Genomic DNA, 20,885 nt, shown 5'->3' on the forward strand with positions numbered 1-20,885 from the left:
GGACGAGGAGCGCCGCGAGCACCGCGACGACGGCGACCGCGCCGGCGACCGTCAGCGAGGTCTGGAAGCCGTCCATGAACGCCAGGTGGCTGCCGGTGGTGATGGCCTTCGCGGCGGGCTCCGGAGTGCCGGGCGGGACGGGCGCGACGCCCTGGGCGACCAGCCCGCCGGTGCCCGACAGCTTCTGCGCGGCGGCGCCGGGCACGCCGGACTCGGTGAGCCGCCCGACCAGCACGTCCCCGACCTTCGTGGACAGCAGCACGCCGAGCACGGAGGTGCCGAGGACGCCGCCGAGCTGCGACGCGGTCTGCTGGAGGCCGCCGGCGACGCCGGCGAGGTGCGCCGGGGCGTTGCCGACGATGGCCTCGGTGCCGGCGACGATGACCATCCCGAACGCCAGGCCGACCAGCACGAACCACGGCCACAGCTGCACGTACGGGGCGTCCGCGCCGACGCGGGACAGGCCGAACAGCGCGGTCGCGGTGAACGCCATGCCGAGGGCAAGGGGCAGCCGCGGCCCGAACCGGCTGGTGAGCGCGCCCGCGATCGGCGAGGCGACGATGAAGATCCCGGTCATCGGCAGCATCCGCACGCCCGCCTCCACCGGGCTCATCCCGTGCACCTGCTGCAGGTAGAGGGTGATGAAGAAGATCGTCCCGAACATCCCGAAGAAGCCGAGGACGATCAGCCCGGTCGCCGCCGACAGCGACACCGAGCGGAACAGCGACAGCGGCAGCAGCGGCCGCTCGACGCGCAGCTCGTTCCACACGAACGCGGCGAACAGCACGGCGGACGCGGCGAACGACACCAGCGGCGTGGCGTGCCCGAACCCGTGCTCGCCGGCCTTGATGAGGCCCCAGACCAGCGCGAACAGCGCGCCGGTGAGCAGCGCGACGCCGGGCAGGTCGAACGAGCCGGCGGCCTCCTCGTCCTTGGACTCGCGGATCACCCAGAGTCCGACGAGCAGCGCGACCAGGCCGAGCGGCGCGTTGAGGAAGAACACCGACTCCCAGTTGACGTTCTCGACCAGCAGGCCGGCGACGATCGGGCCGCCCGCGATGGAGATGCCGACGGTGGAGCCCCAGATGCCGATGGCGGCGTTGAGCCTCTCGGCGGGGAAGGTGTTGCGCAGGATGGCGAGGCTGGCGGGCTGCAGGAGCGCCCCCGCGAAGCCCTGCACGACCCGCCAGAAGATCACCATGCCGAGCCCGCCGGACAGCCCGATGGCGAGCGAGGCGACCGCGAACCCGATGACGCCGGCGAGGAACGTCCGCTTGCGGCCGAACCGGTCGGCGATCTTGCCGGCCGGGATCAGCGTGACGGCGAGGGCCAGCAGGTAGGCGTTGGTCACCCACTGGAGGCCGGACAGGGACGCGCCGAGGTCCTTGGCGATCGCCGGGTTGGCGATGGAGACGACGGTGGCGTCCAGGCCGACCATCATCACGCCGAGGGCGACGGCGACGAGGGTGAGCCAGGGATGCCCGTGGCCGCGGCGGGCGGGTCGCCCGCGCGCCTGGTCGCGCGGCCGGGACGGGCGGGACGCGCCGGGGTCGAGCACCTCGGCGCCTCGGATCTGGGACATGGGCGGAGCCTCCGTAGCGACGTTGAGGATCCCAAACTGTCATGAGCTGACACTTGTCGTCAAATGCCTCGCGTCATCAAGAGACATGATTCAGATCACGACAATCTTCGTTCACCGTCACTTGGCGTCGGGTCCGCGCGTCGTTACACTTCGCACATGACCGCGACCGCCCCCGAGACCCGCCAGGGCAGCACGCCCGCGGGCCCCGGTTCCCAGCCCCCGGGCCGGCGCGAACGCAAGAAGCAGCGCACCCGTGAGGCGCTCGTCGACGCCGCGTTCACCCTCTTCGCCGAGAAGGGTTTCGACGCGACCACCGTCGAGGAGATCGCCGACGCCGTGGACGTCTCGTCCCGCACGTTCTTCCGCTACTTCGCCTCGAAAGAGGACGTCGCGCTCACCTTCCAGGAGGAGCAGACCCGCGCCGTGATGGCGGCGCTGGCCGAGCGCCCCCCGGACGAGCCGATCATGACCGCGCTCCGCCGCACCGTGGTGGAGATCGCCCGCGCCTGCGAGCGCGGCGAGCTGGGCTTCGACCCCGACCGCTTCCAGTGCCTGCTCGGCATGATGAGCGACAGCCCGACCCTGATGGCGGGCAGTCTGGAGCACGCGCAGAAGAAGCAGCAGTTGCTCACCGAGATCATCGCCGAGCGGATGGGCACCGACCCCGCCACCGACCTGCGCCCGCACGTGATCGCGGCCTCCGCCACCTGCGGGTTCCAGGCCGCCGCCGACGTCGCCCGCCGGCACGAGGGCGCCTTCGGCTCGCTGTCGGAGACCGTCGACCAGGCGTTCGCCATCCTCGAGCAGGGCCTCAACTCCTAGGCGCGGGGCCTCCGCTCCCAGGCCCCGCCCGCGCCGCCCGCGTCCCGCCCCGGTGTGGTCCCGGGGCGGGTGGGTACCGCCTCCCCGAGGACGGCCGGCGACGGCCTGAGGACGGCCCGACGACGGCCTCGAGAGGACGCGACCATGGCGCTGAAGCATCCCCGGCACGACGGCCGCGGCGCGCGGGACCTGCAGGTCAACCCGATCTTCAGCCGGGAGCCCGTGGAGGTGCCCCGGTACGCGCTGCCGCGCGGCGAGATGGAGCCCGGCACCGCGTACCAGATCGTCCACGACGAGCTGATGCTGGACGGCAACGCCCGGCTGAACCTCGCCACGTTCGTCTCCACGTGGGCCGAGCCGGAGGCGCTGCGGCTGATGGCCGAGTGCGCCGAGAAGAACATGATCGACAAGGACGAGTACCCGCGGACCGCGGAGCTCGAGATGCGCTGCGTGCACATGCTCGCCCGGCTCTGGAACGCTCCCGACCCGCGGCACGCCGTCGGCTGCTCCACGACCGGGTCCAGCGAGGCGGCGATGCTCGGCGGCCTCGCCCTGAAGCGCCGCTGGCAGCGCAAGGGCCTGCCGGGCCGGCCCAACATCGTGATGGGCGTCAACGTCCAGATCTGCTGGGAGAAGTTCGCCGACTACTTCGAGGTCGAGCCCCGCTACGTGCCGATGGAGGGCGACCGCTACCACCTCGGCGCCCCGGAGGCCGTCGCGCTGTGCGACGAGAACACCATCGGCGTCGTCGCGGTCCTCGGGTCCACCTTCGACGGCAGCTACGAGCCCGTCGCCGACATCTGCGCCGCGCTCGACGACCTCCAGGAGCGCACCGGCCTCGACGTCCCCGTCCACGTGGACGGCGCGTCCGGAGGGATGATCGCCCCGTTCCTCGACCCGGACCTGCCGTGGGACTTCCGGCTCCCCCGGGTCGCGTCGATCAACACGTCCGGGCACAAGTACGGCCTGGTCATGCCGGGCGTCGGCTGGGCGCTGTGGCGCGACGGCGGCGCCCTGCCGGACGACCTCGTCTTCCACGTCAACTACCTGGGCGGCGACATGCCGACCTTCGCGCTGAACTTCTCCCGCCCCGGCGCCCAGGTCGTCGCGCAGTACTACAACTTCCTGCGGCTCGGGTTCGAGGGCTACCGCCGCGTCCAGCAGACCTGCCGCGACGTCGCGACCCGGCTCGCCGCCGAGATCGCCAAGATCGGCCCGTTCGAGCTGATCACCGACGGCTCCGCCATCCCGGTGTTCGCGTTCCGCACCCGCGACGGCGCGGGCTTCAACGTCTTCGACGTCTCCGCGGCGCTGCGCGAGCACGGCTGGCTCGTCCCCGCCTACACGTTCCCGAAGAACCGCGAGGACCTCGCCGTGCTGCGCGTCGTCGTCCGCAACGGCTTCAGCCACGACCTCGCCGACCTGCTGCTGGACGACCTGCGCCGCGCCCTGCCCCGGCTGTCCGCCCAGCCGTCCCCGGTCCGCACCGCGGACGACGCCGGCGGCTTCGCCCACGGCGCCGAGACCAAGCACCCCACCACCCCGGGCCGCCACTGACCCCTCACCAGGCGACGAGCAGCTCCTTCGGCCGCCGCACGAACCGGTCGGCGTGCCACGGCACCTCGCCGGCCGGCGCGGCGAGGCACAGCCCGGGCAGGCGCGTGACGAGCGCGGACAGCGCGACCTGGAGCTCCATCCGGGCGAGCGACGCGCCCAGGCACCGGTGCAGGCCGTGCCCGAAGGCGATGTGCGGGTTGGCCTGGCGGGCGATGTCCATCGTCTCGGACGCGGGGAAGGCCGCCGCGTCCCGGTTCGCGGCGGCCGGCTCGACGAGCACCTGGTCCCCGGGCCCAGCAGGACGCCGCAGAGCTCGACCTCCGCCAGGACGAACCGCGTCAGCGACCCCTGGGCGATCAGCGGGACGCACCGCAGCAGCTCCTCGACGGCCGTCGGCACCAGGCCGGGATCGGCGACGACCCGCGTGTGGTCGCCGCCTTCGAGCAGCAGGTAGACGAAGTTCGGGATCTGCGACGCGGTGGTCTCGAATCCGGCGATCAGGATCGCGCGCACGAGGTCGCTCACCTCCTCCTCGCCGAGATGGTCGCCCTCGACCCGCTCGCGCACCAGCGATCCGATGAGGTCGCCGGTCGGCTGCTCGACCCGCGCCGCCGCGAGGCCCGCCAGGTAGCGGTTCATCTCGTCGATGTCGGCCCCGATCTCCGCCAGGGGACGCTCGGCCGTGCTGAGCAGCGCGTCCGCCCAGCCGGTGAACCGGGCCCGGTCGGCGACCGGGACGCCGAGCAGGTCGCAGATGACCTGGATGGGCAGCGGGAGCCCGAACTCCTCGACGAGGTCGGCCGGCGCGCCGGATCCGATCATCGCGTCGAGGAGGCGGCCGGCGATCCGCTCGGTGCCCGCGCGCAGCGTCTCCACGCGGCGCGGCGTGAACGTGCGGTACACGAAGCGGCGCAGCCGGGTGTGGTCGGGCGGGTCCTCGCTGAGCAGCGTCCGGCTCGTCGGGTCCGCCGGCGTCATCCCGGCGATGCGGTCGGCCGGTATCCCGGCGCGCTCGTGGTCGCGCCCGAAGGCGGGACTGCTCAGCACGGTGCGGGCGTGCTCGTACCGCGTGACGAGCCAGGCCGGGTCCCCGTACCCGAGCCGGACGCGGACGGGCGCGCCGCCGGCCCGCGCGTCCGCGAGCAACGGCGAGGGCCGCAGGGAATGATCGGCCGGGAACGGGAATTCCGGAAGCTTCTCCATAGCTACTCCAAAAGTGATGTACCAGGAGATTCGCCATGCCGATAATCGACCCGCACCCCGCATTCTCGACATCACCTCTATGCCATGGAGAACTGGCTCTACCAGCACTTGTCCCTATCCCGGCTAGGCATTACGGCATCAAATAACCCGTTTTCTGGAGGCTCACTAATAGACCCTCCGGGCAATTACCGTCCAGTCGAGGGAAAGAACACGCGATACCCGCGCGGAAAGCTCGCCGGACAGGCGAGCCCGCCTTGCGCCCGACCGCCCCGCCCGCCGTTCGGCGCCCGCCGCCGAAGCCGCAGGCCGCGCGCCCGAGACAGGCGGCCCATGGGGTTGGATGATCCGATGAACGACGCGGCCACTTCCGGCTCCCCCGACCAGGCGATCACCGACGAGCGGCTCGGCGTTTTCACGAGCGACGCGCAGCCCCTTTCCGACGGCAGCGTCCTGTACCACTCGTTCTGCGGGAGCATGCGCCATCCGGACGGACGCGAAATCGTCCTGATGCTCGACACGACCGAGCCCCAGGAGGCGCGGCGCCTGCTCCCCCGCCTCTACGGAACGGCCGCGAATCTGACCGCCCTGGAACGGCGTGCCGTCGAGGCGATCGTGCACGCCTTCACCAAGGGCCCACCGACCGCGGACGACTTCGCCGACGCCCGCACCGACCTTTCCCTGAGCACGATCGCCGTCGAGGACGGAGGCGAGATCGTCCTGCACTTCACGGACCTCTGCGGCAAGCACTTCCTGGACGGCTACTGGCCCGCCGTCCGTCTCGACCACGACGACACGGTCCTAGACGTGACCGTAGAAGCCTGACCCCGCCCCTGCGCCTCCTGCTTCCTGGTGACTCGCTCCGGGCGTGGTCTCATAGCCCCGGATCGACCGCGCGCAACAGCGACAGGAGACCGTTCAACGCCTGATACTTCTCCTGTGAGAGCTCGTCGGTTGCGAAGTGCATGAGTTCGTTGCGTACCCGGCGAACCTCTTCGAGAACATCCAGGAACTCGCTGCGGTCGATGCTCCAGCCGACCTTGGACCAGCGCTGCGGGTCGCGGAGTAGATGACCGTAGTTGCCGAAGGTGAGGTCCGCGGCTTGGTGCACTCTCGTCCTCATATGGGGTGAAACGGCCTCGCGCAACTCCTCCACGCTGAAGACCTGATCGGCAGCGCGGCGCAGCCTGTTCTCGGCTTCCTCCACGAGGACGAACGGCCGGGCCAACGTCCCGAACTGGCGTGTCAGGTCGGACGCCGTGATGATCCCGGTGACCCGTTTACGGTCGGCGTTCCTGACGAAGATGAAGCCCCGATCATAGATGGCACCGATCTGGTCGAGGAGTAGCGCGTCGTGATCGACCACCAGCGCTGAGACCGTCGCTTCCTGAAGGGTTGGATCCGCTGAGGCGATGTGGGCCTTGCCGATCGACTCCCAGCTGACCGCGCCATGGAACATGGTTTCGTCGTCGATCACGGCGAGTTGTGAGAACTGGTGCTTCAGCATCAGTGTCTTGGCGACCATCAGGGTGGCTGTGCTCGGAACCGAGACGAGCGGGGCGGGTAGATTGCCCAGACGCAGCGTCATGTGCTCCGGCTCGGAGACGTCCTCGGTGTCGCCAGCGCCGTCCTCGGTCTCCGCCCCGGAGCCGGGTTCCGTCGCCATGGGGACCAGGGTGATCTCGTCACCGACTGATCCCTCGGTGAAGGGCGGCCGAGTCGTCAGCCCTTTGTCGGCAAGGTCCGCCTTTATCTCCGAGACGACGGCACCAGTCCTGCGCTCCCACCCCCAGTGCTCCAGCAGGCTCCTGATCGTGAGCTTCCGCAGGTTGTCGGGGCTGCGTGATGCTGCATCCTCGAGGAGCTCGGCCGAATTCGTCACCTCCTCCTCACCATCGAGCCCGGGATCGACCCCGTCGTCCGCGAGCGCGACGATGCGCCTGGCGGCGTTGTTACGGGTCAATCTGCACACGGTGAGCAGAGAGCCGAGGCTGGCACGAAGGTCGGACTTGATCGTGTCCTTGGCGAGAGCGGGGTTGACCCATGCGACCTTGCGGATCTGCCGGAACCCTTCCGGTTCGTCGCCGCGGTATTCGTAGGGTCCCGTCACCCTGCCGATGGCGACATGCCCGGAATTGGTTCTCAGGGGCATCACCACGAGGTCCCCCTCGCGGATCTCCTTGAGGAACTTCCAGAGCTGGCCGGTCCAGTTCCCGATGACGTTGCGGCTGGCCTCCGGGTACACGCGCTGAAGCACGCTGGTCAGTTCGGCCCAAGTTCGGATTGTGCTGAGGTCGCCCATCTCGTTCCAGCCGACGATGACGAGCCCCTCGCGGAGTGCGCGCTGTTCACGTTCCCCTTCCGAGCCGCCGCGAATCATCCACGCCCGCACATCCCCACGCATCGGCTGTTCCGTCATGCCCGCCTCACCAGTAACCGTGTGCCCCAGCACCGATGTTCCATTTTCATGCATTCGCCTTCTTCGCGCGGCAATTACCTGCGAAGTCGCAGGCTGACGTGGGCGGTGCGGTACGTCAGGGGCCGAACCGTTCCAGGCCGTCGCAAACCTGGACGGCCGACGGGTGGTCGGGGCCGGTCTCCCGGATCAGGTCATCGTGCAGGTCGGCCAGCGTGCGACGGGCCGCGTCCTCTCCGAGCGCTGCCTCCAGTTCGCCCACGCGCCGCCGCAGTTCGAGCACGCGCGGGTCATTCGGTGCGCGGACGGCGGCCTGGTCGGACAGCGCCCGGCGCAGCAGCCGCAGCGCGAGCCCGGCGTCGCCGTGCCGGAGCTAGCAGTCGGCCTCGCCGACCCGGCACTGAACGACCCGCTCGTCCTCCACACCGAAGGGGGCCGCGAGATCGTCACCGAGGCGCAGGAACTCACCGGCGGCTCGGATATCGCTATTGTCGGCGAGCACGCTCGCGCAGAACATGCGCAGCTTGACCGCGTCGGGGTCGGCGACGTCGAGAGGTACTCCGCCGGGCGCCACGGCCCGCAACACTCCGGCCGCCTCGTCGTGCCTGCCGTCCTTGAGCAGGGTCATCGTTTCGCGGCGCGCCCGGCCCATCTCCGTCCGGCTGGGGCGCGGCGCACCGTCCACAGCCGACGCCAGGCCCCGCGGCGGTCGACCGGCCGAGGACCCGAGTGAGGACGTCGGCGTAAATGCGAAGAGAGCTGGACGCGTCGGCCGCCAGACTGGGCAGCGGATACGCACCGGACACGTAGGGGACCAGCCGCCTGTGAACGGTGACGGCATCCTTCGGACGGTCCGCGGGCTGCTTCTCCAGCAGCTCGGCGACGAGATCGGCTAGGGTGCCGCCGGACCGGGACCGGACTGTCCTTGACCTGCTTCTCCATGATCTCGTACTCGGCGTCCCCGGTGAAGGGCGGCTCCCCGCACAGCATCTCGTACAGGACGCAGCCGAGGGCGTAGAGGTCGCTGCGCGCCGTCGTTGTCTCCGACCGGACCTGCTCCGGGGGCATGTACCGGACGGTGCCGAGGATCGTGCCGCTGCGGGTGAGTTTACTGACGTCCGGGTCGTGGAGGAGCGCGAGCCCGAAGTCGATGACCTTGACCGCACCGTCCGGTCTCAGGAGGACGTTCCCCGGCTTCAGGTCGCGGTGCAGGACGCCCTGGCCGTGGGCGGCGGCGAGGACGGCGGCGATCTGCGCGGCGATCCCGGCGGCCTAGCCGAGGGGGAGCGGGTCGTTCTCCGCGATGGCGTCGTCGAGCCGGGTGCCTTCGATGTACTCCATGGCGATGAACATCCGCCGGGCTCCGGCCGTCCCGTCGGACACGCCCGCGTCGTAAATGGCGGGCGCGCCCGGATGCCCGAGCCGCGCCATCACCCGCGCCTCGCGCAGGAATCGCTTCTCCAGTTCGGGGTCGGGAGGGCCGTCCGTCACCCGGATCAGCTTCACCGCGACCCGCCGGCCGAGGACCGTGTCGCGGCCGCCCCACACCTCGCCCATGCCGCCCCTCCCGAGCGGCATCCGGTCGAGTTCGTAGCGGTCGTTCAGCACGAGGGGGCCTGACGTGGTCACGCCGCCGAATTTACAGCGACCGTCAGCCGCGTTCAGCGTCCTTCGTCCGGAAGCCAGAGGTCGGGTCCGAACCGCCGGAGCCGCTCGCGGCGTTCCTCATAGCCGGACATGGCGCGCTCGACGATCTGCCAGAAGCCGGCACCGTGGTCGGGTCGTTCGAGATGCGCCAGCTCGTGTACCAGGACGTAGTCGATGAGCGTCGGGGGGATCTGCATGGTCGCCCAGTGGATGTTGAGACGCCCGCTGGACGAGCACGATCCCCACCGGTAGCCGAGCGGCATCACCCGCAGGCCGGTGATCCGCGCGCCCATTCTGGACGCCCACGGCTCGACGCGCTTGGCCAGCCACGGCTCGCCGACCCGCTGGTACCAGCGGACGAGGTCGCGCGCGCCGCCGCCCTCACCGAGCAGCAGCCGCCCCCGGACGAGCTTCACCGGCGTCCCCGCCTCGACGATCCGGAGCCGGTAGGAGCGGCCGAGGTAGAGGAACCCTTCGCCGGACACGATCTGCCGTTCCGGGTGGGGTTCGGGGAGCTCACGGCGCTCGGCGAGCTTCCCGTACAGCCAGGACCGCTTCGCCTGGACCATCTTCGCGAGCTCGTCGCGGGTCGTGGACGGCGGGACGACGGCGGTGACGGAGGCGTCCCGTTCGACGGTGAGCCGGACGGTCCGCCGGCGTTCGCTGACCGCCACCGCGACGTCGAGATCACCGACGTGCAGCATCCCCGGGAAATCACTCACGGCCTTAAGGATGCCAGGTGACCCCGTCAGGACACGCCACCGGACACACCCGCCGGTCAGGGCCGCGGGATGCGCTCGCGGTTGGCCTTGATGACCTCGAACAACCGTCCGGACAGCTCCTCGACGTTGTTCACGTCGGCGAGGCGCCGGTCGTAGAGGAGCATGGAGATGGCGCTGCGGAACTCCTCGCGGTCGACCTCCTTGCTGGGATGCCAGAAGTCCTTGCGGTGCACGACCTCGGCGGCCCGGTGGTAGACGTTGCGGGCCGCGTCGACGAACTCGGGGTCGCGGGCGTCGCTGTCGGAGGTGGCGAGTTCCTGCGCCAGCACCCCGTACAGCGCGCTCTCCACCGGGCTGAGCCCGTGCGGGTTGTCGGGGGCGTCGTCTCGCAGCTCGGTGATGAGGTCCTGCAGGGCGAGGACCTGCTGGTCCCAGGCGTCCTTGAGTTCCTGGAGGATTTGCTCCAACCGCTCGCTGAGCTGCTGGTAGCGGGCCGGGTCCTTCGCCTTGTTGACGGTGATGTGGTGCCGGATGGCGTGTTCCATCTCGGACGCCTTGGCGCGGGACCCGCCGGGCATCGCCTCCACCTTCTCGGTGAAGTCGGGCGCGGTGAGCGCGACCGGCGGGAGCTTCTGCTCGATGCCGAGCGACATCACGTGCTCGTCGATCAGCTGCTTGATGCGGCCGCCATACGCGGCCGGGTCGAACTCGCCGCCGTCCACCCGGTACCGCTTCGCCGCGGTGATCTTCACGACGGTGAACCGCTTGAGGTCGGCTTCGAACCGCTTGACCTGCGGGTCGGGCAGGACGGCGTTGTAGGTCTTGGCGAACCGGGCGAAGTCGGCGGTGAACCGGTCGCGCAGCTCGGCGTCCGCCAGTTCCTCCACGCAGCGCTCGACGTCGTCGGGGTCGCGGAACATCATCCGGACCCGATTGCAGCGCGGCTCCAGCTTGGCGATCTCGTCGCGGACGTCCTTAAGCGCCTCCTCGACGTCGGCGAGGTCGTCCTCGTCGTAGTCCTGGTGCGCGTAGACCTTCAGCGCGGCGACGAGGTTCTGCGCGACGCCCCGGTAGTCGACGACATAGCCGTACTCCTTGCCGCCGGCGGTCCGGTTGACCCGCGCGACGGCCTGGAGCAGCTCGTGTTCCTGGAGGCTGCGGTCGAGGTACATGACCTGCTCGATGGGCGCGTCGAAGCCGGTGAGGAGCATCGCGTTGACGATGACGAACGCGACGTCGGACTCGTCGAACGGCTTGACGAAGTCGTCGACGCGGGCGTCCTGCTTGGCCTTGTTCGTCCACTCGGCGAGTTCGGCCTCGTTCTCCGCCTCGCCTTCGGAGATGACGGGGACGAACTCCATGCGCTTCAGCCGGTCGAGTTGCTCGTGGGCCCCGAGGAGAAAGGCCTGGCGCGGCTTCAGCTCGTCCCGCGGCTTCTCCAGGACGCGCACGGGCAGGGCCTCGACTTCGGCGACCAGTTCGTCCCGCGCCGCCATCAGCCCCTCGCGGTACCGGACGGTGCTGGGCCGGTCCCCCGCGACGACCTGCGCTTTGAAGCCCTCGGGAAGGACCCGCTCGACGTAGTGGCGGAACATGTGCTTGGCCTTCGCAGCGATGAGCTTCTCCGCCGCCGACACGTTGGACTTGGTCGCGTACCGGCGCTGAAGCTGGTCGCGGTCCTCCGGTGGCAGCTCGTCGAACATCTCGTCCACGAGTTCGTCGAGGTCGCCGCCGTCCTTCACCGCGCCCTTGACGTTCAGCCCCTCGTACAGGATCGGGACGATGACGCCGTCCTCTTCGGCCTCCTTCAGCCGGTACATGTCGATGAAGGCGCCGAAGAGCTCCAGGCTCGTTTTACGCTGGCCCTTCTTCGTCATGATCGGCGTGCCGGTGAACCCGATCCGCGCCGCGTTCGGCAACGCGATCTGCAGGTTGGTCCCCAGCGAGGCGGTGTGCGACCGGTGCGCCTCGTCCACCAGGAGGACGATCGAGTAGTCGGTGTTGACCTCACCGAGCGAAGTGTCGGCCGCCATCCCCTGCCCGGGGCCGGTGCCCCGCTGCTTCTGGATCATCACGAACACCAGGCCGGGCCCGTGCCGGCCGAGGATCGTCCGCGCCCGCGCCGCCGACTTGGCGACCTCGACCTTCTCGCCGGTCAGCTCCAGCGTCTCGCTGAGCTGCTTCTGCAACTGCGTCCGGTCGGTGACGAGGACGACCTTGAAGTGCTTGAGGTCGTCGCTTGAGCGCAGCTTGCGGACCAGGAACGTCATGGTCAGGCTTTTGCCGGACCCCTGCGTGTGCCAGACGATCCCGCCCCGCTTGTCCCGCTCGCGATCTTGCAGCTTGGTCTCGCCCGTCCGCAGCCGGTGGACGGCCCGGTCCACGGCCCGGAACTGCTGGTACCGGGGTGCCGCCTTGATGGTCTTGCCGTCGTCGGTGACCATGAAGGTCACATAGTTGTGGACGACGTCCAGTAACCGGGCCTTGTCGAACAGGACGGCCGCGAAAATCTCCTGCCGGTTCACCGTGTCACCGGGCTTGCCGAGCCGGCCGCCCAATTCTTCGTGCGTCAGCGGATACGGGTCACGCCACGGCACGTAGTGCTCGTACTCGGCGCTGATCGTCCCGAGCTTGGCTTCCTCGCCACTGCTGACCGCCGTGAGCTGAACGGTGTGGAACAGCCGCTGGTTCCCGACGCGGACTTCGCTCTGCACCTGCTCGGCGTACTTGCGGATCTGGTTGGACGCCGCGTTCAAGCTGCTCGTCTGCGGCTTCTTCATCTCCAGCACGACGAGCGGGATGCCGTTCACGAACAGGACGACGTCCGGGATGATCGGCTGCCCGTCGTTGCCGGGCACGTCCACCCGGAACTGGTTCACGACGGTGAACTCGTTGTTCTCCGGGTTCCGCCAGTCGATGTACTGGACAGGACGGCTCTTGCCGCTCTCCCAGCCCTCCACGCCGTCAACGACCGTGCCGTCAAGCAGAAGCCTCGTGGCCGTCTCATTGGCCTCGACCAGATTGTTGGACGCCGGGATACGCACCAACTCGTTCACGGCCTGGTCGATACGGTCGTCATCCAGCCACGGCCAGCCGTGCTGGTCCACATTGATGCGATGCAGAGCGTCCCGCATCCGGTCCTGAAGGAAGACCTCGTCAAACCCCATCCGGCCGGAGTCGTAAGGGTTGAGCGGCATCACCGCCTCAAGCGGCGCCCCCTGGAGATGCTCCCAGCCCATCCCCTTGAGCTGCTCGATGAGAGGACGCTCGACCAACGCGTACTCCCAATCAGTCATGCCGCCACTCCCATCCCGGACCGAAAATTTTCATCCGCCCGCCGGACACCCGTGTTGAATTATCGAAACGACCACGCACCCGGCCGGCTAGAGGTTCTCCACCACAGCCTCAGCCTCCGGCACCCGAACTCGCCCGGTCAACAGATCCTCCGCCAACCCCTGTTTCATCGTTACCAGCTTATCGGCCATAGCAACTTCCGCATCGAGCCTAGCCTTAACACCCTCCATCACTAGGATAAATTTATCCTGATCGGCGACCGGCGGCACCGGCAGGGGCAACGCTTTCAACTGAGTAGAGTTGATTGTTGCCAGATTTGTCGTCTGCTTGGCAATCCTAAGAAAATAGGCCTTTCCTTCAGCCGACCCAACATAAGCAGAGAGGAAGTCAGGCCGAACCACTTCGCGCTTACAACGAACGCGGAAAATATGGTTCTGGCAGATACAAGGATCTATGCGACCATCCCAAACTGCACCACGGCCAAGCTTGTCAATGTCGCCGCCTTCAGTGAGGAGCACGTCACCGGCTTCAAGAAGGTAGCGTCCAACCTCAGAACGCTCGACGCGAACCGTCTTTATCTCCGATGTGTCGATGTAGCCGTCCTGAACATTGGCAACACGCAAATATGGGAGTTCGATTCCAGCCGCACTCTCCCCACTCAACGTCACTCCGCTGCCGACGTCGGCGACAGCATCCAAACGTATCCTCTTGGCGTTTTCGATGAGGCTCAGAAGCTGCTCCTCCAGGAGCCCCTGCTGGACGGCAGCCACTTTACCGACGACCCGTCGCTGACACTCGATTTGATCATCAAAGGCTTCCAGAATCTCCGCGATCCGCCGCTGCTCATCAAGTCGAGAGGGCAATACAACTTCAATATTCGCGAACGCCGCGTACCGCAAGTTCCAAGTATCGCTAACCAATCCCTGAGATAGACGATAAAACTTGTTAACCATGCTGGGCTGTTTAATCAGGTAGCCCAAAAACTTTGGATCGAAGCCGGAGGCCGGCTTGCAAACCGTGTATGCTGGACTAACAATCCCGAACGAACTAGAAACACCGGACACACCTTGCCACATTCGCATAGTATTATAGACGATGTCGCCTGGAAAGACGCGCAGGTAACTCAGTTTATCGGCGCTAGAATTATCCCTCCGCCCTACCTGCTCTTGAGGGATGACTCCACGTTTCTGCGTAACCGAAAGCAAGGATTCGCCGCCATCAGCGCGCTCTGCGCGACGCTTGAGCACATCGCCGAGTCGCTGCGACTGCCAGCCGAGTGGCAGATCATCAGACATAACCGAGTCTCTCCAAATGAATCTTCAGTTGAACGCTGGCCGATTGTCTACGTTCCTCGAATTCGCCGAGGGTGACTGCATATTTTTCTCCCCACTTACGGAAGACCCCCTCCATCTCAGCTCGGACAATGCTCGTTCGAGATGTAAGTCGACCAAAGAGCGAATCTTTGAAAATTTTTGTGACAAGAATAACCCGAGAACTATCGTCAAGTTTCCTAAGTGCTTCACTGATGCGAGGGATGAAAACCTGCTCAACCTCTGCATACTCGCGCCGTGCTTTAGCGACCGCATCCCTAAGCCGCTTTAGTTCAGCCGCGCTTACGGCATCGCTTAGAAGAAGAAAATTTTCATCCTCTTCGTCGTTTGACTTGGTAGTGGCAGCCTTGTAATCGGAATAGAGCCGCGCATATACGGAGTCCGCCTCTTCCAACTCATCGAGGTAGTCAGGGATAAGCGCAGGAACAAGCCGGTGACTGCGCGCCTTGCGCTTTTCAAGTTCAATCTTCTGTTTGTCCCAGTATTCGACTTCTTCTTCGTGAATCTCGAACGCCGACCTAATAGTCGTTAGCCAGCCTTCAACGACGCCTTCAAACCCATTTGCTGCCAGAGTCTGGATATCATGTTTATTCTCGCCCCACCAAGCAGCAATGACGCCGGCCAGTTCGTAGCGGTCGAGAAGACCAAGGTCTTGATGTTCGGCGACGAAAGAGTCGAGCAGTTCGCGGCGAAGTTCCGTGACTGCCTGGGAATTTGGAAGCTCTATCAGGCGCTTATCGTGACGATCCCACCAATCGTCAAACGCCTCACGCAGTCGCGCCTCAGCGGGTTCTGCTAGTTCAGCGAGACGGTCAGCAGTCTGTTCCCAGCCCTCAGGAAGAAAATCGTAGTAGTTGGCGTCACGCTGAGTGAATAGCGATCGAGGATCAATTCCGAACCCCCTGAAAAGAAACTCCTTGTCAGCCACTTCGTATTTCGGGACGCCGCCGCTGAGATGGGCGCGGACATCGTGCTTTTCCTTCGGCGGTGTGTTGTCAACGTAGCGGCGGATGTTGAGATTGAAGTCGTTTTCGCGAAGCTCAGAAACGTTCACGACGCGAGCAAAACCAGGAATGTCGCGATAGCCCTCAAAGGCTGAGACGATCTTTTCTATATGCTCCGGCGCCAAGTAGTTCTGTGCACGACCCGCACTATATTCGCGGTCTGCATTGATGAAAAGTACCTTGCCACGCAAGCTTTCCTTGCGGCGAGCAGTGCCCCGGAGAACGAGAATGCAAGCCGGAATGGCGGTACCATAAAAAAGGTTGGCGGGCAAACCTATGACCGCTTCAAGACGGTCATCCTTAATGATACTCTCCCGGATATCTCTTTCTTTCCCACCGCGGAAAAGAACACCGTGCGGCATGACAGTCGCGCCGATTCCCATCGGCATCAGCACGGAGAGAACGTGCTGGGCGAACATTAGGTCTGCCTTCTTGCCGGTTTCCGGCGCCCAGCCGTACTTAAAGCGCTCAGGGTGTTCCATGCCCGAACGGCTGTAGTTCAGCGAGAACGGTGGGTTTGTCAGGACACGGTCGAAGCGCATCAGCTCGTTGCCCTCCTTATGGAGGGGATTGGCGAGCGTGTCATCGTTCCTCAGGTCCGCGTTCAGGACGCCGTGGAGGATCATGTTCATCTTGGAGATGGCCCATGTCCCGCCGTTGTACTCCTGGCCGGCGAGGGTTAGGTTACGCGCATCGTGACCGTGCTCCTCCACGTACTCCTTCGCGTGGATGAGCATTCCGCCCGAACCTGCGCACGGGTCGTAGATGCGCATGTCGGCTTCGGGCTTGACGAGGCGAACCATCATACTGACGACGTCACGGGGCGTGTAGAACTCTCCGCCCTTCTTGCCTGCCGAGTCGGCGAACTGGCCGATCAGGTACTCATAGGCTGCGCCGAGCAGGTCGGGGAACTCGAAGTCCTCGTTACGGAGCCGGTAGCGGTCGAAGTGGTCGACGAGGGCCTGGAGCCGCTTGTTCGGGATGGTGGACTGGCCGACCTTCCGGGTGAAGTCGATGTGCTCAAGGACGCCTTCGAGCGCGCCCGTGTTGGCCTTCTCCAGCGCGTCCAGTGCCTTGTTCAGGAGACTGCCGACCCCGCCGGCCCGCGAGTTGTCCTTGATGTACTGCCAGCGAGCCTCTTCCGGAACGAAGAAGCTCTTGCCTCGGTAGATCCACGGGGCGTTGGTGGCGGCCTCTGCCTCCTCATCAGAGCGGCGGCGTTCCTTAATCTGCTCGGCCTTGAGCCGCTCCCGGACAGCGTCGAACTCGTCCGATGCCCGCTTCAAGAAGAGCATCCCGAAGATGTACTCCTTGAACTCTGAGGCATCCATCTTGCCTCGGAGGATGTCCGCCGCCCCGAAGAGGTGTCGTTCCAACTGCGGCAGGGTCAGTCTCGGCACGGGGCGGTCTCCTCAGGTACAACTCAACACACGGCACGCCGCCGGTCAGGCGAGGCTACGCCAGTCTTCCAGCTACCAGTGACAGCGGCGGAGGTCTTTACTCAACGCCGTAGGCCGGATGTTGCCAGAGACAGGCGCACACCACGAGAGGGTGTCCACTCAGTTTACGGTGTCATGTGCTCAATGCCCGAGGGGCCTCACCAGCGTCAGGGCGGCTACTCCGTGTCCTTCGGGTGACGGGGCGAGGTGTAGATGATCCAGACCGTGCGGCTCACATCGTGGATGTGAGGTAGCGCACGCGACCGCCGCCCGTGACCTTGTACCAAGTTGCGGCCGTTGTGTATGCGTCGGCAGGTCACCGTGAACACGATGCTTTGCTTCCGCTCGTAGCTGGCCCGAGGCCTGGAGTCGGTCGCAGCTGCTCGAAGCAGCGCCGCGTGTTGGCCGCGGCGTGCCGGTGTAACTTGGTCCATCCGTCGTCCCACATGTCAGGGCGCGGGAGGACAGCAGCCACCGCTTCGGCTCAAGGGCGAACCTCAACGGGACCGAAGTCGCCGCGGGTCGGCTTGGCCGCGTCCTCGTGTTGCTGGGGATCGGCCTTGATGCGCGCTGTTGCGCGCCATCCGGTGATCACCTCGTGGACGGGCGCGTCGGCCTCCAGCTCCGCCGCGTCCGACAGGGCCTCAACCAGTTCCACGGTGAAGGCCCGGGCTTCCTCGGTGCTGAAGTGGCGCACCCATGGTAAGACCTCGGGCATGGCGAGCCGCAGCTCACGGATGCCTGAGTCGCTCCGTATCAGGGCAAGGAAGAGCCGAGAAGCCGTGGACAGCGTCTCGTCGCGCCGATCTTCAAGATCAGCCGCCGTGAGGTGGAGGTCAGGCGCGTCACGATGTGTGACACGCACCCACCCCAGCCTGGACGCGCGCGCCGCGACGGCTCGCAGGTTCCGAGACAGATCGGAGAAGGCCACCGAGTCCGGAGGGTGAGCCGCGCTCACGCCCCGCCGGTATCGAATCCCGTTCCAGAGGCGTCCGCGCTGTGGTCGCGTATCAGGCCGAGCAGGGCCGCAGTCGGCACCCTCAGCCAGCTCCGCCTGCTCGACCACCCCGGACGTCCGCGACGAACGCGCCCAGACATCTGACAAGGCTCAGGACCTCTCCCTCTGGATCTTTAGAGTCCCGGATCGCACCGTCCAGCCGCCCGACCTCCACGCGGTCTGACTGTGTGGCTGTACGAGCTCTTACGCCCAGCGACGCGGCCTGTGCCGTTCCTGATCGTAACTTTGGTTCGGACCTGCTAGAGCTACGTCGATCATCGGACACTGCCATGAAGCTTCTCCGGTCCCGCAGGTGACTTCTCTCAGAGGCGTCGTGGCTCAGCTCAGAGCGCTTCGTCGACGTCGTACCTCCCCTGCTTGATCTCCGACACCAAGACGGCCCACTCATCCCGCCCGAAACTCAGGAAGCCACCGGCCGGATCCTTGGAGTCCCGCACCGCTTGGCGCGCGCCGAGCACCGCGACCTCGACACAGTCACCGCCCGAGCTTCCACTGCGAGAACTCTTGCGCCATACAGCATGGCTCACATCTCGATCAGCCATCGTGAGACCTCTCCCACCCATCACGCCAACTCTGTGGCGACCTTCTCAATCAGGACGATCGACTTCTCCGGGCTGAGCGCATCCGCTCGGAGAGCGTCAAACGTCAACCTATGTATCTCGATCTCAGCCGTCTTGTCCATGATGAGAGCACCCGCGCGATTCTCAACGTAGACGTACTCAGCAAGCGCAGCTTCGCTGAGATCAAGCGTCAAGAGGGTGAAAGGTCCGCTCACCACCGGGTGGGCGCCGGACCCGAAGGGCAGGACCTGCAACTTCACGTTTCGTTGCCGCGCCTTCGCCACCAGACTGTGCAGTTGGTCGACCATGACCTGGAGACCACCCACGCTCCTGTGCAGCACGGCCTCGTTGAGGACGACCCAATATTGGAGCGGCTCATCGCCGTCCAAGATCAGCTGACGGGCCAGTCGAGCTTCGACTCTCGCCCGGATCTCTTCGTCTGAAGGCCGGCGAGGCTCCACAGCCATGATCGCCGCAGCGTATTCCTGGGTCTGCAGAAGCCCCGGCACCCATTCGCCCGCGTAAGCATGCATCTCAGTGGCCTCCGCCTCGAGGCCGAGGTAGAGCCCGAAGCCGGGGTGCAGGACCTCGCCGTAGCGTTGCCACCAGCCGCGTTGCCGGGCGGCCTTCGCCAGTTCGGTGAGCTGGGCGACTTCGTCGGGCGTCGCGCCGTACAGCTCGACGAGCCGTTCGAGGACGCGGGCCGAGACGGAGCTCTGCCCTGTCTCCATGCGGCTGATCGTCGAGTCCGTCCGAGCGATGTGTCGGGCCGCGTCGTCCGCCTCAATACCGGCGCGGGTCCGCAGCTCACGGAGCCGGATACCCAGCATGATCCGGCGGACGGTCGGACTCTCCGGCCGTGGCATGGCGCCACCTCCTCGTTGCTCGGTCGTCATTCTGCACTCCCCTGCCGTTGGTCGTGGCAGATTCAACACACAGAATCGATCTGCTGAGTACAGATCAGATTCTCAAACGGGATTGCATCTTCCCGCTGCATGGTTGAGGATCGACCTCGTCCACACGATTTGTGACGAGACACGCACAGCCTGTGATGATCGACGAGGCGGGGACCATGGTGGTTGAGAGTGCGACGGACCTGGCCGTGGGTGGGGTGTGCGCCTGGCGGCTTCCGAGTGACGAGACCGGGCCGGCGGCGGCCCGATCCTTTCTTCAGCGGACGCTGGACGGGCTGGGCGTGGAGCGGGACGTGGTCGAGGACGGGAAGCTCGCCGTCTCCGAGACCGCGACCAATGCCCTTCGGTACGGGCACCCCGGGCCGCACGACCGGCCGCACGCGCCGCCGGAGCTGTGGGTGTGGGCCCGGACGGTCCCGTCCCCGCAGCTCATCGTCTCGGTGTTCGACTGCGCGCGGACGTCGCTCCCCCACGCGTCCGGCGCCGACCTGCTCGACGAGCGCGGCAAGGGGCTCGCCATCCTCGAGGAGTTCACGGCCGGGTGGGGGTGCGCGCTGACGCGGTCGCGGGTCGCCGAGCGGGCCGTGCCGGGGAAGGCCGTCTGGTTCGCTCTCCCTCTCCCCCTCGGCTGGCCGGGCCGGACGGTCCGGGTGCATCCGGGGACGGCGGCACAATGCCTCCTGCTCAACGTCACGCGGCGCGGGTTCCGCGGGACGCGCTGCAGTGACGAGCGCGGTGTCTCGGTCGTCGTCCTGACCGGCCTGAACGTCTGGGTCCATCACCGGCACTTCTGCTGGTGGGCGTCCGAAACCCGCTACGTCCGCCGTCCCCTCATCGACCTCCAGGAGGCCGAGCAGGTCGTCCGCCACCTCGATGCCGGCACCGGCCCGGCCTGCTCCCCTACTGCTTGAGGAAATCGTGCCTGGACGCGACGGCGAGGCGGAGCAGTTCCTCCGCTATCGGGCGCGCCGCGTCACGGCCGATATCCAGCAAGCCGATGATCTGCCTCCTCAATTCCTTGCGCAGGTTCTCCTGAAGATGACCGTTCTCCGCGAAGTGCGGCGGCCCGACTTCGATCTCGACGATGCCGGCGAGCCGTCTCGAGACGTCGACCAGCAGGTCACGTGTGATACGGCCATGGGCGCTCAGTTCATGTGCGAGCCGCTTTTCAAGGACGCGATAGATCTCGCCTTCCGTCTTCGGGTCGAGGTCGAGCGCGAGGATCTCGGTGTCGTCCACGACGATCTCGTCGACCAGTTCGCCGAGGGCGTCGGCCAATTCCCGCCATTGCTCGTCCAGTTCGGCAAGCAGGGCGTCGAGCCGGCCGCTCAGGCGGCGGATGCGTCCCGGGTCGCTGCGAAGGTTCGTCGAGACGAACC

The 20,885-nt window shown here is 66.6% G+C and carries 19 protein-coding genes and 1 pseudogene; 5 read left to right on the top strand and 15 right to left on the bottom strand.

Annotation, left to right across the window (positions count from 1 at the left end):
* A partial coding sequence (locus ABZ914_RS24485) for an MFS transporter (RefSeq protein WP_500195952.1) occupies positions 1-1,582 on the bottom strand: 1,582 nt, incomplete at its 3' end.
* 156 nt (positions 1,583-1,738) lie between these two features.
* On the opposite strand from ABZ914_RS24485, the gene ABZ914_RS24490 reads away from it, so the two are divergent.
* A complete protein-coding gene (locus tag ABZ914_RS24490; protein WP_500195954.1) occupies positions 1,739-2,404 on the top strand; it encodes a TetR family transcriptional regulator in 666 nt (221 codons plus the stop codon).
* Between the two features lie 144 nt (positions 2,405-2,548).
* The gene (gad, locus tag ABZ914_RS24495) at positions 2,549-3,961 is read left to right on the top strand and encodes a glutamate decarboxylase (protein WP_500195955.1); all 1,413 of its coding nucleotides are present in this window, start codon (positions 2,549-2,551) and stop codon (positions 3,959-3,961) included.
* A 4-nt stretch (positions 3,962-3,965) separates the two neighbouring features.
* Here the strand turns inward: gad and ABZ914_RS24500 are convergent, their stop codons facing one another.
* Positions 3,966-4,241, bottom strand: a complete 276-nt coding sequence (locus tag ABZ914_RS24500) for a cytochrome P450 (RefSeq protein ID WP_500195957.1) — start codon at positions 4,239-4,241, stop codon at positions 3,966-3,968.
* 366 nt (positions 4,242-4,607) lie between these two features.
* Between ABZ914_RS24500 and ABZ914_RS24505 the strand changes: the two genes are divergently transcribed.
* Positions 4,608-5,129, top strand: a complete 522-nt coding sequence (locus ABZ914_RS24505) for a hypothetical protein (protein ID WP_500195959.1) — start codon at positions 4,608-4,610, stop codon at positions 5,127-5,129.
* 383 nt (positions 5,130-5,512) lie between these two features.
* The gene (locus tag ABZ914_RS24510; protein ID WP_500195961.1) at positions 5,513-5,986 is read left to right on the top strand and encodes a hypothetical protein; all 474 of its coding nucleotides are present in this window, start codon (positions 5,513-5,515) and stop codon (positions 5,984-5,986) included.
* 49 nt (positions 5,987-6,035) lie between these two features.
* Here the strand turns inward: ABZ914_RS24510 and ABZ914_RS24515 are convergent, their stop codons facing one another.
* From ABZ914_RS24515 to ABZ914_RS24570, 12 genes and pseudogenes are all read right to left on the bottom strand, one after another.
* Positions 6,036-7,580 carry a CBS domain-containing anti-phage protein gene (locus ABZ914_RS24515; protein ID WP_500195963.1) on the bottom strand — a complete coding sequence of 515 codons (1,545 nt, stop codon included), beginning with the start codon at positions 7,578-7,580 and terminating at the stop codon, positions 6,036-6,038.
* Positions 7,581-7,695: 115 nt separating this feature from the next.
* Positions 7,696-7,860, bottom strand: a complete 165-nt coding sequence (locus ABZ914_RS24520; RefSeq protein WP_500195964.1) for a hypothetical protein — start codon at positions 7,858-7,860, stop codon at positions 7,696-7,698.
* A gap of 90 nt (positions 7,861-7,950) precedes the next feature.
* Positions 7,951-8,205 (bottom strand): hypothetical protein, encoded by a 255-nt coding sequence (locus tag ABZ914_RS24525; protein ID WP_500195966.1) that lies wholly within the window; start codon positions 8,203-8,205, stop codon positions 7,951-7,953.
* Positions 8,202-9,155: pseudogene (locus ABZ914_RS24530) on the bottom strand (serine/threonine-protein kinase). Before ABZ914_RS24530 ends, ABZ914_RS24525 begins: the two are co-directional and overlap by 4 nt.
* A gap of 83 nt (positions 9,156-9,238) precedes the next feature.
* The gene (locus tag ABZ914_RS24535) at positions 9,239-9,946 is read right to left on the bottom strand and encodes a M48 family metallopeptidase (RefSeq protein ID WP_500195968.1); all 708 of its coding nucleotides are present in this window, start codon (positions 9,944-9,946) and stop codon (positions 9,239-9,241) included.
* A 56-nt stretch (positions 9,947-10,002) separates the two neighbouring features.
* Positions 10,003-13,242, bottom strand: coding sequence for a type I restriction endonuclease subunit R (locus tag ABZ914_RS24540; RefSeq protein ID WP_500195970.1), 3,240 nt, complete (start codon positions 13,240-13,242; stop codon positions 10,003-10,005).
* A gap of 87 nt (positions 13,243-13,329) precedes the next feature.
* Positions 13,330-14,535, bottom strand: a complete 1,206-nt coding sequence (locus tag ABZ914_RS24545; RefSeq protein ID WP_500195971.1) for a restriction endonuclease subunit S — start codon at positions 14,533-14,535, stop codon at positions 13,330-13,332.
* A complete protein-coding gene (locus tag ABZ914_RS24550) occupies positions 14,528-16,975 on the bottom strand; it encodes a type I restriction-modification system subunit M (RefSeq protein ID WP_500195973.1) in 2,448 nt (815 codons plus the stop codon). The genes ABZ914_RS24545 and ABZ914_RS24550 overlap by 8 nt, the downstream gene beginning before the upstream one ends.
* A gap of 523 nt (positions 16,976-17,498) precedes the next feature.
* Positions 17,499-17,945, bottom strand: a complete 447-nt coding sequence (locus tag ABZ914_RS24555) for a DUF6247 family protein (protein ID WP_500195974.1) — start codon at positions 17,943-17,945, stop codon at positions 17,499-17,501.
* Positions 17,946-18,054: 109 nt separating this feature from the next.
* Positions 18,055-18,420 (bottom strand): DUF397 domain-containing protein, encoded by a 366-nt coding sequence (locus ABZ914_RS24560; RefSeq protein ID WP_500195975.1) that lies wholly within the window; start codon positions 18,418-18,420, stop codon positions 18,055-18,057.
* On the bottom strand, positions 18,356-18,574 hold the full coding sequence (locus ABZ914_RS24565; protein ID WP_500195977.1) for a DUF397 domain-containing protein: 219 nt from the start codon (positions 18,572-18,574) through the stop codon (positions 18,356-18,358). The genes ABZ914_RS24560 and ABZ914_RS24565 overlap by 65 nt, the downstream gene beginning before the upstream one ends.
* Before the next feature lie 20 nt (positions 18,575-18,594).
* The gene (locus ABZ914_RS24570; protein ID WP_500195978.1) at positions 18,595-19,488 is read right to left on the bottom strand and encodes a helix-turn-helix domain-containing protein; all 894 of its coding nucleotides are present in this window, start codon (positions 19,486-19,488) and stop codon (positions 18,595-18,597) included.
* Positions 19,489-19,664: 176 nt separating this feature from the next.
* Here ABZ914_RS24570 and ABZ914_RS24575 point away from each other — a divergent pair, with 176 nt between their 5' ends.
* Positions 19,665-20,417: an ATP-binding protein gene (locus ABZ914_RS24575; protein WP_500195980.1), complete on the top strand. Its 753-nt coding sequence runs from the start codon at positions 19,665-19,667 to the stop codon at positions 20,415-20,417.
* Here the strand turns inward: ABZ914_RS24575 and ABZ914_RS24580 are convergent.
* Positions 20,407-20,885: hypothetical protein (locus ABZ914_RS24580; RefSeq protein WP_500195981.1), on the bottom strand; the 479-nt coding region annotated here is incomplete at its 5' end. The genes ABZ914_RS24575 and ABZ914_RS24580 overlap by 11 nt on opposite strands.

Origin of the sequence: Spirillospora sp. NPDC046719 (genome assembly GCF_040645715.1) — a bacterium.
Taxonomy (GTDB): Bacteria; Actinomycetota; Actinomycetes; order Streptosporangiales; family Streptosporangiaceae; genus Spirillospora.

What these genes read in the sequence shown, in the direction of transcription:
- ABZ914_RS24490 (WP_500195954.1), top strand. Translation starts at nt 1,739, where the DNA reads ATGACCGCGACCGCCCCCGAGACCCGCCAGGGCAGCACGCCCGCGGGC.
- gad (WP_500195955.1), top strand. Translation starts at nt 2,549, where the DNA reads ATGGCGCTGAAGCATCCCCGGCACGACGGCCGCGGCGCGCGGGACCTG.
- ABZ914_RS24505 (WP_500195959.1), top strand. Translation starts at nt 4,608, where the DNA reads ATGTCGGCCCCGATCTCCGCCAGGGGACGCTCGGCCGTGCTGAGCAGC.
- ABZ914_RS24510 (WP_500195961.1), top strand. Translation starts at nt 5,513, where the DNA reads ATGAACGACGCGGCCACTTCCGGCTCCCCCGACCAGGCGATCACCGAC.
- ABZ914_RS24515 (WP_500195963.1), bottom strand. Translation starts at nt 7,580, where the DNA reads ATGACGGAACAGCCGATGCGTGGGGATGTGCGGGCGTGGATGATTCGC.
- ABZ914_RS24525 (WP_500195966.1), bottom strand. Translation starts at nt 8,205, where the DNA reads ATGACCCTGCTCAAGGACGGCAGGCACGACGAGGCGGCCGGAGTGTTG.
- ABZ914_RS24540 (WP_500195970.1), bottom strand. Translation starts at nt 13,242, where the DNA reads ATGACTGATTGGGAGTACGCGTTGGTCGAGCGTCCTCTCATCGAGCAG.
- ABZ914_RS24545 (WP_500195971.1), bottom strand. Translation starts at nt 14,535, where the DNA reads ATGTCTGATGATCTGCCACTCGGCTGGCAGTCGCAGCGACTCGGCGAT.
- ABZ914_RS24560 (WP_500195975.1), bottom strand. Translation starts at nt 18,420, where the DNA reads ATGAGTGGGCCGTCTTGGTGTCGGAGATCAAGCAGGGGAGGTACGACG.
- ABZ914_RS24565 (WP_500195977.1), bottom strand. Translation starts at nt 18,574, where the DNA reads ATGGCTGATCGAGATGTGAGCCATGCTGTATGGCGCAAGAGTTCTCGC.
- ABZ914_RS24570 (WP_500195978.1), bottom strand. Translation starts at nt 19,488, where the DNA reads ATGACGACCGAGCAACGAGGAGGTGGCGCCATGCCACGGCCGGAGAGT.
- ABZ914_RS24575 (WP_500195980.1), top strand. Translation starts at nt 19,665, where the DNA reads ATGGTGGTTGAGAGTGCGACGGACCTGGCCGTGGGTGGGGTGTGCGCC.